Here is a 12,543-nt window from a genome sequence, read left to right on the forward strand (position 1 = left end):
TCACACCAGCAACAGGCCGACGCCCATGCCGGCGCCGATTGCCAGCAGACCGGGCAAGGCGTGGCGGGCCAGCACCCGGCCGCCGATGCTGACCACCAGGCCGATCTTGAACACCAGGTTGGCGACCAGCGCCAGCGTCACGGCGATCACCGCGTCGGCGCCGAGCACGCGTTCCAGGTTGAACATGCGCAGCGTGGACAACACGCTGGCGTCGGCGTCGGTCAGGCCGGAAACCAGGGCGACGATATAGAGGCCGCTGTTGCCGGCGATGTCCTGCAACCAGGCGGCGGCGAGCAGGACGACGGCGTAGAGGAGGCCGAAGGAAACGGCGGTTTTCAGTTCGGTCGGGTTCTTCACTTCCGGCATCGGCAGCTCGCCGGCCTCGTTGAGGATCTTCCAGCCGTACAGCGACATGATCACGCCGGGGACGATGCCGCAGGCGAAAACGGTGGCAACCGGCCCGATCAGCCCGGGCGCGACGATGCTGGCGATGATGCCGAGGCGGATCATGACCATGACGTTGGCGATCAGGATGACGATCGCCGACATGCGGACCAGGTGACCGTGCTCGGCGGCGTGGCGGGAGAACATCATGGTTGTCGCCGTCGACGAGGCGAGGCCGCCGAAGATGCCGAGCACCGCGGCACCGTGGCGGGCGCCGATGATGCGCAGGGCGAGGTAGCCGGCGAGCGCCAGGCCGGAGATCAGCACCACCATCCACCATACCTGGCGCGGGTTGATCGCCGCGTAGGGGCCGAAGCTCGAATTCGGCAGGATGGGCAGGATGACCAGCGACAGCACCGCGAACTGCAGGATGGAATTGAGATCTTTCGGCGTCGTCCGTTCGCTGAACTGTTTCAGCTCGGCCTTGAAGTAGAGCAGCACCGTCGTCGTGATCGCCAGCATCACCGCCAGCGTCGCGTAACCGTACCAGACCGCGGCACCCAGGCCGTAGGTGACGATGATCGCCGCTTCCGAGGTGAAGCCGCGGTATTGCTCCTCCTGTTGCGACGAAAAGTTGGAGGCGACCATCGATGCCGCGACGACAACGAGGCCGACTGCCAGCAGCCACGGTCCGCCGCTTTTCTCGCCGAGCATGGCGAACAGGCAGCCGAGCATGGCAACCAGCGAGAAGGTGCGCAAGCCAGCGGCGGAGTCCGGCCGCCGTTCGCGCTCCATGCCGATGAGCAGGCCGATGCCGAGGGCGGTGGCGAATGCCTCGACCGGTGCGGCCAGTTCGGGAACGACGAAACTCATGGCTTGCCTCTCTTTTCCTTGTTCTTCGTTAAAATTAAGCCATGCCCAGACATTACGCAATCGTTCCCGCTGCCGGCAGCGGCGCGCGCTTCGGCGCCGAGAAGCCGAAACAGTACCTCGACCTGCTCGGCCGGCCGCTGATTTTCCACACTTTGGCGGCGTTGACCGCGCACCCCGCGATCGAACGCGTCTGGGTGGTGCTGGCGCCGGACGACCCGTGGTGGCCACGCCACGATTGGTCGGAACTCGGGCCCAAGCTGGAAACCGTGCGTTGCGGCGGCGCCACGCGCGCCGAAAGCGTCGGCAACGGACTGCAGGCGGCGGCGATGGCGGCAGCCGACGACGACTGGATCCTGGTCCATGACGCGGCGCGCCCCTGCCTCAGCCGGCCGATGCTCGACGCGCTGTGCGACGAACTGGCCGACGATCCGGTCGGCGGTCTCCTCGCGGTGCCGGTTGCCGATACGCTGAAACGCGCTGACGCCAACCAGCGCGTCGCTGCTACCGAGCCGCGCGACGGCCTGTGGCAGGCGCAGACCCCGCAGATGTTCCGCTACGGTCGACTGGTCGAGGCGCTGAGCAAACATAATGCCGTCACCGACGAAGCCGGCGCCATCGAGGCGCTCGGTCTGAAACCGAAACTGGTGCGCGGCGATTCGACCAACCTGAAAGTCACTTTTCCGGCCGACCTGGCGCTGGCCGCGATGATCCTGAGAGGACGCAAATGAACATCCGGGTCGGGCAGGGCTACGACGTGCACAAGCTGGTCGAAGGCCGCAAGCTGATCCTCGGCGGCGTCGAGATCGAGCATCCGACCGGGCTGCTCGGCCATTCCGACGCCGACGCGCTGCTCCATGCGATCACCGACGCGCTGCTTGGTGCCGTCGCGCTCGGCGACATCGGCCGCCATTTTCCCGATACCGACCCGCGCTATGCCGGTGCCGACAGCCGTGTCCTGCTGCGCGCCACCGTCGCGCTGCTCGCCGAGAAGGGTTGGCGGCCGGTGAACGTCGACGCGACATTGATCGCCCAGAAGCCGAAGCTGGCGCCGCACGCACCGGCGATGGTCGCCAACATCGCCGCCGACCTCGGCATCGGCGTCGATTGCGTCAACCTCAAGGGCAAGACCAACGAGAAGCTCGGCTACCTCGGCCGCGAGGAAGCGATCGAGGCGCAGGCGGTCGTTCTCGTCGTCTGTGGCGACTGAAGCCACCGCCCGCGTTTTCTTCGCCCTCTGGCCACCGGCCGCGCTGGCCGACGATCTCGCGGATTTCGCAGGGCAATTGGCGCAAACCTGCGGCGGCAAACCGACACGCGCCGACACCGTGCATCTGACGCTGGCCTTCGTCGGCGACATTGACGCATCACGCTTGCCGGAACTCGCCGCCGCAGCACAAGGGCTGGTACTTCCGCCATTCGAGTTGACGCTCGATCGCCTCGGCTACTGGCCGCACAACCGCATCGTCTGGGCCGGTTGCAGCGCGCCGCCGGCCGGGCTGGGCGAACTGGCGGCGACCCTGCGCGAGCAGGTGATGGCGGCGGGCTTTGCGGTCGATCGGGGAAAAACGGGATTTTTCCCGCACGTCACATTGCTGCGCAAGGCCACCCAGGCACCGCCGAGTGAGGTACTGGAGCCGCGCGGCTGGTCGTGCCAGGGCTTCGTTCTGGTCCGTTCGCAACCGTCGGCGAGCGGATCGCTTTATCGCGTCGTCTGGCCTTAGGCTGACTTCAGGACTAGCCGGGCGAGCAGGCCGCCGCCCGGATTGGCCAGCAGTTCCAGCCGTCCGCCGTGCAAGCGGGCGATGCGCTCGACGATGGCGAGGCCGAGGCCGGTGCCGGTGACATCGGTACGTGCCACTTCGAGCCGGGTGAAGGGGCGCTTTAGACGCTCCAGTTGGCTTTCCGGGATGCCCGGTCCGCAGTCGGCGACTTCGATGCGGATTTCGTCGTTGATCGCTTTGGCCGTCAGGCTGACCGCGCCGCCGCCGTATTTCCAGGCATTGTCGATCAGGTTGATCACCGCCCGGCTGACCGCTTTGGGGCGGATTTTGGCGCTGCTCACGCCGTCGAGGTCGACGTCGAGCGGCCGACCAATGGCTGCCTGGCGTTCGCCGATCGCCGCCAGCAGTGCGGCGAGGTCGGTGGCTTCGGGTACTTCGCCCGATTCGGCGCGGGCGTAATCCATGAACTGCGAGATCACCGACTCCATCTGCTCGATGTCGGCGACGATGCCCTGGCGCGCCGTTTCGTCGCTGACGCTCAATTCCGCTTCCAGGCGCAGGCGGGTAAGCGGCGTGCGCAGGTCGTGCGAGATGCCGGCGAGCACTTCCGAGCGATCTTTCTCGTGGCGGGCGAGGTCGCTGGCCATGGTGTTGAAGGCGACGGCCAGCGCGCGCATTTCCTCGGCGCCGTCTTCGGCTACCGGCGTCGGTGTCTGGCCGCGACCGACCGCCCGCGCCGAGCGCGCCAGCGCCTTCAGCGGCCGGCTCAGGCGCGAGGCGATCAGCCAGGCGACGACTAGTGCCAGACTTACCGCCAGCGCCGCCCAACTCAGCCAGCGTGTCGCGAAATCGCGCGTTACCCGCTCACGCGGCAGGACCAGCCAGAACTCGTCGTCGTCCTTCGGGTCGAGGCGGAAGCTGACCCAGAAACCGGGTTCGCCATTGACCTCGGCGGCGATCCGCGTCGTCGGACCGAGGCGGGAGACGATCGTGTCCCGCATCAACTCGTGGAAGCGCGATTCCGGCATCGGCACCAGTTGGTCCTGCTCTTCGGCGGGGAGCAGGCGGATGCCTTCGGTCGAGGCGAATTCGGCGAACAGGCGCGGACGTTTGTCCGGCGCGGCGGCGAAGATCGAGGCGCGGATCAGGTTGACCGCCGAGGTCGCCATCGCCGCCGATTCGCGGGCCCGCGGTTCGACGTCGATGTGACTGAACAGCGCCAGCCAGCCGGCGGTGCTCGATAGCACCAGCAAGGCGAGCAAGAAGAAGGTGCGCGCCAGCAACGAGCGCGGCATCAGCTTTCCCGGGCGGCGCCGTCCGGCATGAAGACGTAGCCGAAGCCCCAGACCGTCTGCAGGTAACGCGGTTGCGAAGGATCGTTCTCGATCAGCTTGCGCAGGCGCGACACCTGGACGTCGATGGCGCGGTCGAACGGCCCCTGTTCGCGGCCGCGGGCCAGGGTCATCAGCTTGTCGCGCGACAGCGGCTGCCGCGGATGCTGCAGCAACACCTTGAGGACGGCGAACTCGCCGGTGGTCAGCGGCAGGACTTCATCGCCGCGCTTCAGCGTGCGGGCCGAGAAATCGACTTCGATGTTGCCGAAGCGGACGGCTTCCAGCGCTTCTTCCGGCGCGCCCGGCGGCACGTTACCCTGGCGGCGCATCACGGCGTGGATGCGGGCGAGCAGTTCGCGCGGATTGAAAGGCTTGGGCAGGTAGTCGTCGGCGCCCATTTCGAGGCCGACGATACGATCGACCTCGTCGCCCTTGGCAGTGAGCATGATGATCGGCGTCCGGTCGCCCTGGCCGCGCAGGCGGCGGCAGATCGACAGGCCGTCCTCGCCGGGCAGCATGAGGTCGAGGACGATCAGGTGGTAATGCTCGCGGCTGCGCGTCTTTTCCATCTGCTGGGCGTCGCCGACCGCCTTGACGACGAAACCCTGTTCGCCGAGGTAACGGGTCAGCAGGTCACGCAGGCGGGCGTCGTCATCGACGACGAGAATGTGCTGGTTGTTTTCGTTCATGCGGCAAGGATAATGGGTGCGCCGGCTGGCAATGCGGGAAATGGTAACAAAGGATATCCCGGCCGGGCGCAGGAAACATTCGATTACAACTCGATCGATCCTTTGGGCGGCCCAAGTCGGACAATGGTTGCGTCTGGAAAACGCTATAAAATGCTGCGCAAGATGAAAGTCCGCCTGATCGTTCCGCTTCTCGCCATGTTGCTGCTGTTGCCGGCAGGGCCAGTGGCTGCCGGCGACCATCGTTATGATTTTCCCTCTGACGATCGCCGGGAGTTGCGTCGGCAGATGCGCGAGAACTGGCGCCAGGATGCTTATGATCGTCGGCAGCAGCGCGACGATCCCGGGCAGCGCTGGCAGGAGTGGCCGCGGGAAGAGCGGCAGCGCTTGCGCGACGAGATGCGCCAGCAGCACGAAAGGCAGGACCGGGACTGGCGTCACGAGCGGAGACATCGCCGCGACTGAACTTCGGCCGCCTCCGGTAGAATGTCGGCCCATGCAGATCCTGGCCCTTGAAACTTCGACCGAGCACGGTGGCTGCGCGCTATGGCGCGATGGCGTCGTGCTCGAAAGCGCTTGCCCGGACGGGCGCTCGCACTCCGAAACCCTGTTGCCGCTGGTGCGCGAATTACTCGCCCGGGCCGGAACGACGGTCAACGCGCTCGACGGCATCGCCTTCGGCGTCGGCCCGGGGGCTTTCACCGGCTTGCGCGTCGCCTGCGGCGCCGCCCAGGGACTGGCGCTGGCGGCCGATCTTCCGCTGCTGCCGGTGACCAGCCTGGAATGCATGGCGGCAGCCAGTGGCGGCAGCCAGGTGCTCAGCTTGCTCGATGCACGCATGGGTGAGGTTTATGCGGCTGCCTACCGGAATGCTGATACTTCGCCTGTCCTGATTGACGAGATTCGCGTCATTCCGCCTGCCGAACTGGTTTGGCAGGAGAGCGGCGCCGGCTGGCTGGCTTGCGGCAATGCCCTGGCAGCCTATCCGGCGGTGGCCGAACGCTTGCTGTCCGCCGGCTTTGCGCTGCAGGCGGACGTACTGCCGCAAGCCGCCTGGGTTGCCAGGCTGGCGGTGCCACGCCTGCTGGCAGGGGAGGTCATCGATCCGGCACTGGCGGCGCCACTCTATGTCCGCGACAAGGTGGCAAAAACCGTCGCCGAGCGCCTGCGCGAAGGCGGTCGGGCGTGAACGGCGTCGCGGCACTTGCCGTGGAATTTTTCCCGATGGCCGTTGCCGACCTCGAGGCAGTCACCGCGGTCGAAGCCTCGTTGCAGGACTTTCCCTGGACGCGGGGCAACTTCGCTGACTCGCTGCATGCCGGTTACAGCGCCTGGATCGCCAGCATTGGCGGCGAGGTGATCGGTTTTTCGGTAGTCATGCAGGTGCTCGACGAAGCGCATCTGCTCAATATCGGGATCGCATCGCAACATCAGGGCCGCGGTTTCGGTGCACGACTGCTGCGCCAGGCGATGACGAACGCCGCGCAGAACGGGGCGCACTGGATGTTTCTCGAGGTTCGTCCAGGTAATGCACGCGCCGTGGCGCTGTATCGGCATTTCGGTTTCCACGAGATCGGTCGGCGCAAGGACTACTATCCGGCGCGCCAGGGGCGCGAGGATGCGCTGGTTTTCCAGAAGGAGTTGCCGGCATGCCGCTGAGCCGTGAACAGATGCTGGTCGAAATGGGGATTTCGCCGCTGTGGGTTTTGCGCGAGCCGATTCCCGACAACACTTCAGAGTCGCCTGGCGCGGTCGCGCCGACGGTGATCGAAACACCGCCGCAGTCGGCGGCTCCGGTAACGGAAAACCTGGCGCGGACAGAAACAGAACCGGCAAGTACGGTGGCCGAGTTTGACTGGCCGGAGCTGCTGGCGGGGATTCGCGACTGCCGGGCCTGCGAGCTTTGCAAGCAGCGTCGCCAGGTGGTGCCAGGAGTCGGCGATCACAGCCCGGACTGGCTGTTCATCGGCGAAGGGCCGGGGGCCGAGGAAGATGCGCGCGGCGAGCCTTTCGTCGGGCAGGCCGGCAGACTGCTCGACGCCATGCTGGATGCGCTGGGCATGACGCGCGGCAACAAGGTGTATATCGCCAACGCCGTCAAGTGCCGGCCGCCCAACAACCGTACTCCGGAGGCAGCCGAGATGGCCGCCTGTCGCCCCTGGCTGGAACGGCAGATCGCACTGCTCAAGCCGAAAGTCATCGTTCTCCTTGGCAAGGCGGCCGCCCACACCATACTTGGCAACGACGGTGCATTGGCGGGCATGCGCGGCAAGCGTTTCGAATACGCCGGCATTCCGGTCGCCGTGACCTATCATCCGGCCTACCTGTTGCGCAGTCAGCACGACAAGGCCAAGGCCTGGGAAGACCTGCTGTTCGCCAGGCGCCTGTTCCCCTAGGGTAATACCCGGTTCCCCGATCCGACCTTTGTTTCTAAGCTATGACGAACAACACGAAGAACAAGAAGGTGTTCGTCCATGTCGGATGCAATCGACGAGAACAAAGACGGGCAGGCGTGCAACCTGGATTACTTGCTGGTCAATCTGGGACGCAATCGAGCTGCAGCGGAACGGCTTATCCGCATTTTTCTGGAAAATTATCCTCAACTGGTCGCCCGTCTGGAACGGGCTGCCGCCGATCATGACATTCTGGCGATGCAGGATGCCGCGCATGACATCCGCAGCAGTTGCGTCCTGTTTTCCGCCCACCAGACGGTGGCGCTGGCGCGCGAACTGGAATACATGCTTTATTGTCATCGCCGCGATGGCGTACAGGTCGATTGGCTGGCCCGCAGCACCCGCTTGCGCGATTCGCTGTCCGGAGTTCGCGCCGAATTGCTGAGCTATCTCGGCGAAGGAGGCGCTGCGGCGGCGCCCTGAACGTTCAGTAGATCAAGCCGTTCTGGACGGCGAAGCGCGTTAGCCCGGTCACGTCGTGTACGCCGATGCGCTGCATCAGGCGGGCGCGATGAAATTCCACGGTCTTCGGGCTGATTTCGAGTTGCCGGGCGATTTCCTTGGTCGTGCTGCCACCCGCCACCAGGCGCAGGATTTCGATCTGCCGCGTGGTCAATCGTTCGCCGCGATCGTTTTCATTGCCGCCAGGGAGTTTGATCAGATCGCGAATCTTGGGCGACAGGAAAGGGCGGCCGGCGAGTACCGTAGTCAACGCCAGTTGCAGTTCGTCGAGCAGGAAATCCTTGAGCAGGTAGCCGTTGACGCCAGCGTTCAGCGCCCGCTCGACAATCTCCCGGCGCTCGATGCTCGACAGGACGAGGATGCGCAACTCGCCGTCGTGGCTGCGCAGCATCTTTGCGACCTCGATCCCCGAGGGGCCTGGCATGGCAATGTCGAGCAGCAGGACATCCGGCTGTTTCGCTGCAATCGCCGCCGGCACCTCGGCGCCGCTGGCGCATTCGGCAACGACGGCGTAGCCGGGCAGGCTTTCCAGCAAGGCCCGGATGCCGGCGCGAACCAGCAATTGATCATCGGCGAGTACGATACGGACGCTTTTCATTTCATGAACAGCATAGGCGAAAGCAATGCTTTTGTGTTGCCGGCTTTGCGCGACCTGTCGATTCTAGCCCAGAGCCGGCAGTGTCAATTTGAAACGCAGTGCCAGCAGGCGCAGCAGAAGGACGACACCCATCGCCACCCAGGTCGCTTCAACCGGCGCCATGCCCAGGGCTTGCAGGGCGATCAGCGACAAGGCCCCGAGCCACGCCGCTGTCGCATACAGCTCGCCTTTGAGGAATACGCTGGGGACATCGTTGCACAGGATGTCGCGCAACACCCCGCCGACAACGCCGGTAATGACGCCCATCAGGCTGGCGGTCAACCATGGGGTATGCCACTGCAACGCGACCTGGGTACCAACGATGGTAAACAGCGCGAGACCGATGGCATCCGGGATCAGGAACAGGCTGGCTGGCAGGCGGCGGTGGCGGACGAGGATGAAGGCAAGGATGCCGGTACTCAAGGCGGCCATCAGATAGGTCTGGTCAACCACCCAGAATACTTGGCGGTCGAGCAGGAGGTCGCGCACGGTGCCGCCGCCCAGTGCGGTGGCAACGGCGACCAGCAGGGCGCCGATCAGGTCCATCCGCTTGCGCGCCGAGTCGAGCACGCCGGTCAGCGCATAGACGGCAACTGCCGCCATGCCGACCCAGTAGAGCAGGGTATCCATGCTCATTGCGCTCAGCGCAGTTTTTCCTTCATCGCCCGTTGGGCCTCGCGTTTGCCTTCCTTCTCCTGTTGGTCGGCACGTTTGTCGTGTTGCTTTTTGCCCTTGGCGAGGCCGATTTCGAGCTTGATGCGGCCGCGGACGAAGTGCAGGTCAAGAGGGACCAAGGCGTAGCCGGCGCGCTCGACCTTGCCGATCAGTTTGCCGATTTCGCGGGCGTGCAGGAGGAGCTTGCGGGTGCGCACCGGGTCGTGCCGATTGTGCGTGGAGGCGGTGGATAGCGGCGTGATGTGCATGCCGATCAGGAACAACTCGCCGTGGCGGATGATCACGTAGGATTCCTTGATGTTCATCCGGGCGGCGCGGATCGCTTTGACTTCCCAGCCTTCGAGCACGATGCCGGCCTCGTACTTCTCTTCGATGAAGTAGTCGTGAAAGGCTTTTTTATTGACCGTGATGCTCATGCCGCCGCGCGTTCCATTAAAATCCGCGATTCTACAGGATTACAGGAATACCGCTGCAGCATGGCCCAGGTCCAAAAAACCGTCTTGATCGAATACTCCGCCTTGCAGATGTTCGAACTGGTCGATCGTTGCGAGGACTATCCCGCTTTCCTGCCGTGGTGTGGTCGCACCGAACTGAAGCACCGCGACGAGCGGAAAACGGTTGCCACCCTGCACATCAACTACCATGCCGTGAAGTCGAGTTTCACCACCGAAAACGACAAGGAAATCCCGACCTTGATGAAGATTCGTCTGGTTGACGGACCTTTTCGTCGGCTCGAAGGGGCCTGGCATTTCCGGCCGCTCGCCGAGCATGCCTGCAAGATCGAATTTCACCTCCACTACGAGTTTTCCAGCAAGCTGTTCGAGAAGGTGATCGGCCCAGTCTTCAGCCATATTGCCAACACTTTTGTCGATGCCTTCGTGCGCCGTGCCGCACAGGTTTATGGAGCCAGTCATGGCTGATGAAATGATCAATGTCGAAGTCTGTTATCCGCTGCCGACGCGCCAGGAAGTGATCCGTCTGCGTCTGGCGCCGGGGGCGACGTTGCAGCAGGCTGTCGAGGCTTCCGGGTTGTTGGCGAAGTATCCGGAAATCGATCTCCAGAAAAACAAGTTCGGCATCTGGAACAAGCTTTCGAAGCTCGACGCTGCGCTTCGCGACTTCGATCGCGTGGAAATCTATCGGCCGTTGATTGCCGATCCGAAGGAGGTGCGCAAGCAGCGCGCCGCTGAAGGCAAGGCCATGAAAAAAGGCGCCGGGGAAACCGACGCCTGATTGCGCTGAACTTGCCGTCTCCTACTTGCAGGCTTCCTGCATGATACGGCGGGTGCGTTCGAGTTCCTGGCTGCGTTTTGCGGCATCCATGGTCTGCAGCCTCCCTTGACCATTCGGTTGGGAAAGTGGTGTGTCGGATTGCAGCAACCGATAATTGTTGCGGGCACGTTCGCAGGTGTCGCGTTTCTCACGGGCGGCGGCGGCTTCCTTTTCTTCCTTTTCCGCCTTTTCCCGGGATTCCTGCTGGCGCTTGCGGAATTCCAGTTCCTTTTCGGCGATGGTTTGCGGGGCGCTCGCTGCCGCCTTTTCCGTCTTGCCCTTTTCGGATTCGGTTTCAGCGCTGCCGGTGACTACCGCCGGCTGCTTGGCGCCGATCGAGCGGCTGGCTTTGGCCGAACCGGGGGGCGGTGAGTCGGAAATCACCGTCTTGCCGCTGCTGTCCTTCCATTGGTAGGTTTGCCCGTGGGCAGCGCTGAGCATGACGACGGGAGCGACCAATAGTGCGGCAAACAGGGCTTTGTTCATGATTGGCTCGTGAAGGCGTGGCTCGGATTTCTGTATAATACGATTTTGTGACCTTGGATCAAAGGCCATGCGACTTCTGCAAAAAGCCCTCACTTTCGACGACGTCCTGCTCGTCCCCGCCCATTCTCAAGTTCTTCCCCGTGACGTCAGTCTGTCCACCCGCCTGACCCGCGACATCACCCTGAATCTGCCGCTGCTTTCCGCCGCCATGGATACCGTGACGGAAGGTCGCCTGGCCATCGCCATGGCCCAGGAAGGCGGTATCGGCATCATCCACAAGAATCTCTCGTCCCGCGCCCAGGCCGCCGAAGTGGCCAAGGTCAAGCGTTTCGAGTCGGGTATCCTGCGCGACCCGTTTACTGTCACGCCGAACATGACGGTCCGCGATGTCATCGAGATCACCCGTCAGCACCGCATTTCCGGCCTGCCGGTGATCGACAAGTCGGGCAAGGTGGTCGGTATCGTCACCAATCGCGACCTGCGCTTCGAGACCAATCTCGACCAGCCGGTGAAGTCGATCATGACGCCGCGCAAGCGTCTGGTCACCGTCGGCGAGGATGCCAGCGTCGAGGAAGCCAAGGAACTGATCCGCACGCATCGCCTGGAGCGAGTGCTGGTGGTCAATGACGCCTTCGAGCTGCGCGGCCTGATTACCGTCAAGGACATCCTCAAGTCCACCGAACATCCGCTCGCCAACAAGGACGCCAGCGGCCGTCTGCGCGCCGGTGCTGCGGTCGGCGTCGGTGCCGGGACAGAAGAACGCGTTGAACTGCTGGCCGAGGCCGGCGTCGATGTCGTCGTCGTCGATACCGCCCACGGTCACTCGCAGGGCGTGCTCGATCGCGTGCGCTGGGTGAAGCAGAATTTCCCGCAGATTCAGGTCATCGGCGGCAACATCGCCACCGCCGACGCTGCGCTGGCGCTGGTCGATGCCGGCGCCGACGGCGTCAAGGTCGGCATCGGCCCCGGCTCGATCTGCACCACGCGTATCGTCGCCGGTGTTGGCGTGCCGCAGATCACCGCCATCCAGAACGTTTCCGAAGCCCTCAAGGGCACCGGTGTGCCGATGATCGCCGACGGCGGCATCCGCTACTCCGGCGACATCGCCAAGGCGATTGCCGCCGGTGCCGACACCGTCATGCTCGGCGGCCTGTTTGCCGGCACCGAGGAAGCCCCGGGCGAGGTCGAACTGTTCCAGGGCCGCTCCTACAAGTCCTACCGCGGCATGGGTTCGCTCGGCGCGATGCAGGCCGGCTCCTCGGATCGCTACTTCCAGGAGAACACCGGCAACGTCGACAAGTTCGTCCCGGAAGGCATCGAAGGCCGCGTCCCGTACAAGGGCTCGGTGCTGGCCGTGATCCATCAGTTGATGGGCGGCCTGCGCTCGTCGATGGGCTACCTGGGCACGCCGACCATCGCCGACATGCACGAGAAAGCCTGTTTCGTCGAGATCACCTCGGCCGGCATCCGCGAGTCGCACGTGCACGACGTGCAGATCACCAAGGAAGCGCCGAACTATCACCTCGACTGATCGTTCCAGTGTCCAGAAGGGCGGCTAAT

General features: G+C 64.3%; 18 protein-coding genes. 11 read left to right on the forward strand and 7 right to left on the reverse strand.

The features are described 5' to 3' along the window. On the reverse strand, window positions 1-1,257 hold the full coding sequence (locus ACLIIZ_RS10410; protein ID WP_416692036.1) for an MgtC/SapB family protein: 1,257 nt from the start codon (window positions 1,255-1,257) through the stop codon (window positions 1-3). Window positions 1,258-1,298: 41 nt separating this feature from the next. On the opposite strand from ACLIIZ_RS10410, the gene ispD reads away from it, so the two are divergent. Genes ispD through thpR form a run of 3 tightly spaced genes read left to right on the forward strand, consistent with a single transcriptional unit; the run spans window position 1,299 to window position 2,978 of the window. Further along, a complete protein-coding gene (ispD, locus tag ACLIIZ_RS10415; protein ID WP_416692037.1) occupies window positions 1,299-1,985 on the forward strand; it encodes a 2-C-methyl-D-erythritol 4-phosphate cytidylyltransferase in 687 nt (228 codons plus the stop codon). After that, window positions 1,982-2,464 (forward strand): 2-C-methyl-D-erythritol 2,4-cyclodiphosphate synthase, encoded by a 483-nt coding sequence (ispF, locus tag ACLIIZ_RS10420; RefSeq protein WP_416692038.1) that lies wholly within the window; start codon window positions 1,982-1,984, stop codon window positions 2,462-2,464. The genes ispD and ispF overlap by 4 nt, the downstream gene beginning before the upstream one ends. Further along, window positions 2,454-2,978 (forward strand): RNA 2',3'-cyclic phosphodiesterase, encoded by a 525-nt coding sequence (thpR, locus tag ACLIIZ_RS10425; RefSeq protein ID WP_416692039.1) that lies wholly within the window; start codon window positions 2,454-2,456, stop codon window positions 2,976-2,978. Before ispF ends, thpR begins: the two co-directional genes overlap by 11 nt. On the opposite strand, the gene ACLIIZ_RS10430 is transcribed toward thpR, so the two are convergent. Together ACLIIZ_RS10430 and ompR are read right to left on the reverse strand one after the other, a co-directional pair. Then, on the reverse strand, window positions 2,975-4,273 hold the full coding sequence (locus ACLIIZ_RS10430) for an ATP-binding protein (RefSeq protein WP_416692040.1): 1,299 nt from the start codon (window positions 4,271-4,273) through the stop codon (window positions 2,975-2,977). The genes thpR and ACLIIZ_RS10430 overlap by 4 nt on opposite strands. Further along, window positions 4,273-5,001: an osmolarity response regulator transcription factor OmpR gene (ompR, locus tag ACLIIZ_RS10435; RefSeq protein WP_416692041.1), complete on the reverse strand. Its 729-nt coding sequence runs from the start codon at window positions 4,999-5,001 to the stop codon at window positions 4,273-4,275. The genes ACLIIZ_RS10430 and ompR overlap by 1 nt, the downstream gene beginning before the upstream one ends. Window positions 5,002-5,151: 150 nt before the next feature. Between ompR and ACLIIZ_RS10440 the strand changes: the two genes are divergently transcribed. The 5 genes from ACLIIZ_RS10440 to ACLIIZ_RS10460 all read left to right on the forward strand — a co-directional run bounded on the left by ACLIIZ_RS10440 (window position 5,152) and on the right by ACLIIZ_RS10460 (window position 7,874). Continuing rightward, window positions 5,152-5,463 (forward strand): hypothetical protein, encoded by a 312-nt coding sequence (locus ACLIIZ_RS10440; RefSeq protein WP_416692042.1) that lies wholly within the window; start codon window positions 5,152-5,154, stop codon window positions 5,461-5,463. A gap of 31 nt (window positions 5,464-5,494) precedes the next feature. Next, window positions 5,495-6,187 (forward strand): tRNA (adenosine(37)-N6)-threonylcarbamoyltransferase complex dimerization subunit type 1 TsaB, encoded by a 693-nt coding sequence (gene tsaB / locus ACLIIZ_RS10445; protein WP_416692043.1) that lies wholly within the window; start codon window positions 5,495-5,497, stop codon window positions 6,185-6,187. Continuing rightward, window positions 6,184-6,657, forward strand: a complete 474-nt coding sequence (gene rimI, locus ACLIIZ_RS10450) for a ribosomal protein S18-alanine N-acetyltransferase (RefSeq protein WP_416692044.1) — start codon at window positions 6,184-6,186, stop codon at window positions 6,655-6,657. Before tsaB ends, rimI begins: the two co-directional genes overlap by 4 nt. Further along, a complete protein-coding gene (locus ACLIIZ_RS10455) occupies window positions 6,648-7,394 on the forward strand; it encodes a uracil-DNA glycosylase (protein WP_416692045.1) in 747 nt (248 codons plus the stop codon). The genes rimI and ACLIIZ_RS10455 overlap by 10 nt, the downstream gene beginning before the upstream one ends. A 78-nt stretch (window positions 7,395-7,472) precedes the next feature. Beyond that, window positions 7,473-7,874 carry an Hpt domain-containing protein gene (locus ACLIIZ_RS10460; protein ID WP_416692046.1) on the forward strand — a complete coding sequence of 134 codons (402 nt, stop codon included), beginning with the start codon at window positions 7,473-7,475 and terminating at the stop codon, window positions 7,872-7,874. A 4-nt stretch (window positions 7,875-7,878) separates the two neighbouring features. Here ACLIIZ_RS10460 and ACLIIZ_RS10465 read toward each other — a convergent pair whose 3' ends face one another. The 3 genes from ACLIIZ_RS10465 to smpB all read right to left on the reverse strand — a co-directional run bounded on the left by ACLIIZ_RS10465 (window position 7,879) and on the right by smpB (window position 9,641). After that, window positions 7,879-8,511 carry a response regulator gene (locus ACLIIZ_RS10465; RefSeq protein ID WP_416692047.1) on the reverse strand — a complete coding sequence of 211 codons (633 nt, stop codon included), beginning with the start codon at window positions 8,509-8,511 and terminating at the stop codon, window positions 7,879-7,881. A 63-nt stretch (window positions 8,512-8,574) separates the two neighbouring features. After that, window positions 8,575-9,186, reverse strand: coding sequence for a trimeric intracellular cation channel family protein (locus ACLIIZ_RS10470; protein WP_416692048.1), 612 nt, complete (start codon window positions 9,184-9,186; stop codon window positions 8,575-8,577). Window positions 9,187-9,191: 5 nt separating this feature from the next. Further along, window positions 9,192-9,641, reverse strand: coding sequence for an SsrA-binding protein SmpB (smpB, locus tag ACLIIZ_RS10475; RefSeq protein WP_416692049.1), 450 nt, complete (start codon window positions 9,639-9,641; stop codon window positions 9,192-9,194). A 60-nt stretch (window positions 9,642-9,701) separates the two neighbouring features. On the opposite strand from smpB, the gene ACLIIZ_RS10480 reads away from it, so the two are divergent. Together ACLIIZ_RS10480 and ACLIIZ_RS10485 are read left to right on the forward strand one after the other, a co-directional pair. Further along, a complete protein-coding gene (locus ACLIIZ_RS10480; protein WP_416692050.1) occupies window positions 9,702-10,145 on the forward strand; it encodes a type II toxin-antitoxin system RatA family toxin in 444 nt (147 codons plus the stop codon). Then, window positions 10,138-10,458, forward strand: coding sequence for an RnfH family protein (locus ACLIIZ_RS10485; protein WP_416692051.1), 321 nt, complete (start codon window positions 10,138-10,140; stop codon window positions 10,456-10,458). Before ACLIIZ_RS10480 ends, ACLIIZ_RS10485 begins: the two co-directional genes overlap by 8 nt. Before the next feature lie 21 nt (window positions 10,459-10,479). Here ACLIIZ_RS10485 and ACLIIZ_RS10490 read toward each other — a convergent pair whose 3' ends face one another. After that, complete coding sequence (locus tag ACLIIZ_RS10490; protein WP_416692052.1) at window positions 10,480-10,983, reverse strand: DUF4124 domain-containing protein; 504 nt, start codon at window positions 10,981-10,983, stop codon at window positions 10,480-10,482. 67 nt (window positions 10,984-11,050) lie between these two features. Here ACLIIZ_RS10490 and guaB point away from each other — a divergent pair, with 67 nt between their 5' ends. Then, window positions 11,051-12,514 carry an IMP dehydrogenase gene (guaB, locus tag ACLIIZ_RS10495; protein WP_416692053.1) on the forward strand — a complete coding sequence of 488 codons (1,464 nt, stop codon included), beginning with the start codon at window positions 11,051-11,053 and terminating at the stop codon, window positions 12,512-12,514. The last annotated feature ends 29 nt before the right edge of the window (window positions 12,515-12,543 follow it).

It is taken from the genome of Azonexus caeni (assembly GCF_048146105.1).
Lineage (GTDB): Bacteria > Pseudomonadota > Gammaproteobacteria > Burkholderiales > Rhodocyclaceae > Azonexus > Azonexus aromaticus_B.

What these genes read in the sequence shown, in the direction of transcription:
- ACLIIZ_RS10410 (WP_416692036.1), bottom strand. Translation starts at nt 1,257, where the DNA reads ATGAGTTTCGTCGTTCCCGAACTGGCCGCACCGGTCGAGGCATTCGCC.
- ispD (WP_416692037.1), top strand. Translation starts at nt 1,299, where the DNA reads ATGCCCAGACATTACGCAATCGTTCCCGCTGCCGGCAGCGGCGCGCGC.
- ispF (WP_416692038.1), top strand. Translation starts at nt 1,982, where the DNA reads ATGAACATCCGGGTCGGGCAGGGCTACGACGTGCACAAGCTGGTCGAA.
- ACLIIZ_RS10430 (WP_416692040.1), bottom strand. Translation starts at nt 4,273, where the DNA reads ATGCCGCGCTCGTTGCTGGCGCGCACCTTCTTCTTGCTCGCCTTGCTG.
- ompR (WP_416692041.1), bottom strand. Translation starts at nt 5,001, where the DNA reads ATGAACGAAAACAACCAGCACATTCTCGTCGTCGATGACGACGCCCGC.
- ACLIIZ_RS10440 (WP_416692042.1), top strand. Translation starts at nt 5,152, where the DNA reads ATGCTGCGCAAGATGAAAGTCCGCCTGATCGTTCCGCTTCTCGCCATG.
- tsaB (WP_416692043.1), top strand. Translation starts at nt 5,495, where the DNA reads ATGCAGATCCTGGCCCTTGAAACTTCGACCGAGCACGGTGGCTGCGCG.
- ACLIIZ_RS10455 (WP_416692045.1), top strand. Translation starts at nt 6,648, where the DNA reads ATGCCGCTGAGCCGTGAACAGATGCTGGTCGAAATGGGGATTTCGCCG.
- ACLIIZ_RS10460 (WP_416692046.1), top strand. Translation starts at nt 7,473, where the DNA reads ATGTCGGATGCAATCGACGAGAACAAAGACGGGCAGGCGTGCAACCTG.
- ACLIIZ_RS10465 (WP_416692047.1), bottom strand. Translation starts at nt 8,511, where the DNA reads ATGAAAAGCGTCCGTATCGTACTCGCCGATGATCAATTGCTGGTTCGC.
- ACLIIZ_RS10470 (WP_416692048.1), bottom strand. Translation starts at nt 9,186, where the DNA reads ATGAGCATGGATACCCTGCTCTACTGGGTCGGCATGGCGGCAGTTGCC.
- smpB (WP_416692049.1), bottom strand. Translation starts at nt 9,641, where the DNA reads ATGAGCATCACGGTCAATAAAAAAGCCTTTCACGACTACTTCATCGAA.
- ACLIIZ_RS10480 (WP_416692050.1), top strand. Translation starts at nt 9,702, where the DNA reads ATGGCCCAGGTCCAAAAAACCGTCTTGATCGAATACTCCGCCTTGCAG.
- ACLIIZ_RS10485 (WP_416692051.1), top strand. Translation starts at nt 10,138, where the DNA reads ATGGCTGATGAAATGATCAATGTCGAAGTCTGTTATCCGCTGCCGACG.
- ACLIIZ_RS10490 (WP_416692052.1), bottom strand. Translation starts at nt 10,983, where the DNA reads ATGAACAAAGCCCTGTTTGCCGCACTATTGGTCGCTCCCGTCGTCATG.
- guaB (WP_416692053.1), top strand. Translation starts at nt 11,051, where the DNA reads ATGCGACTTCTGCAAAAAGCCCTCACTTTCGACGACGTCCTGCTCGTC.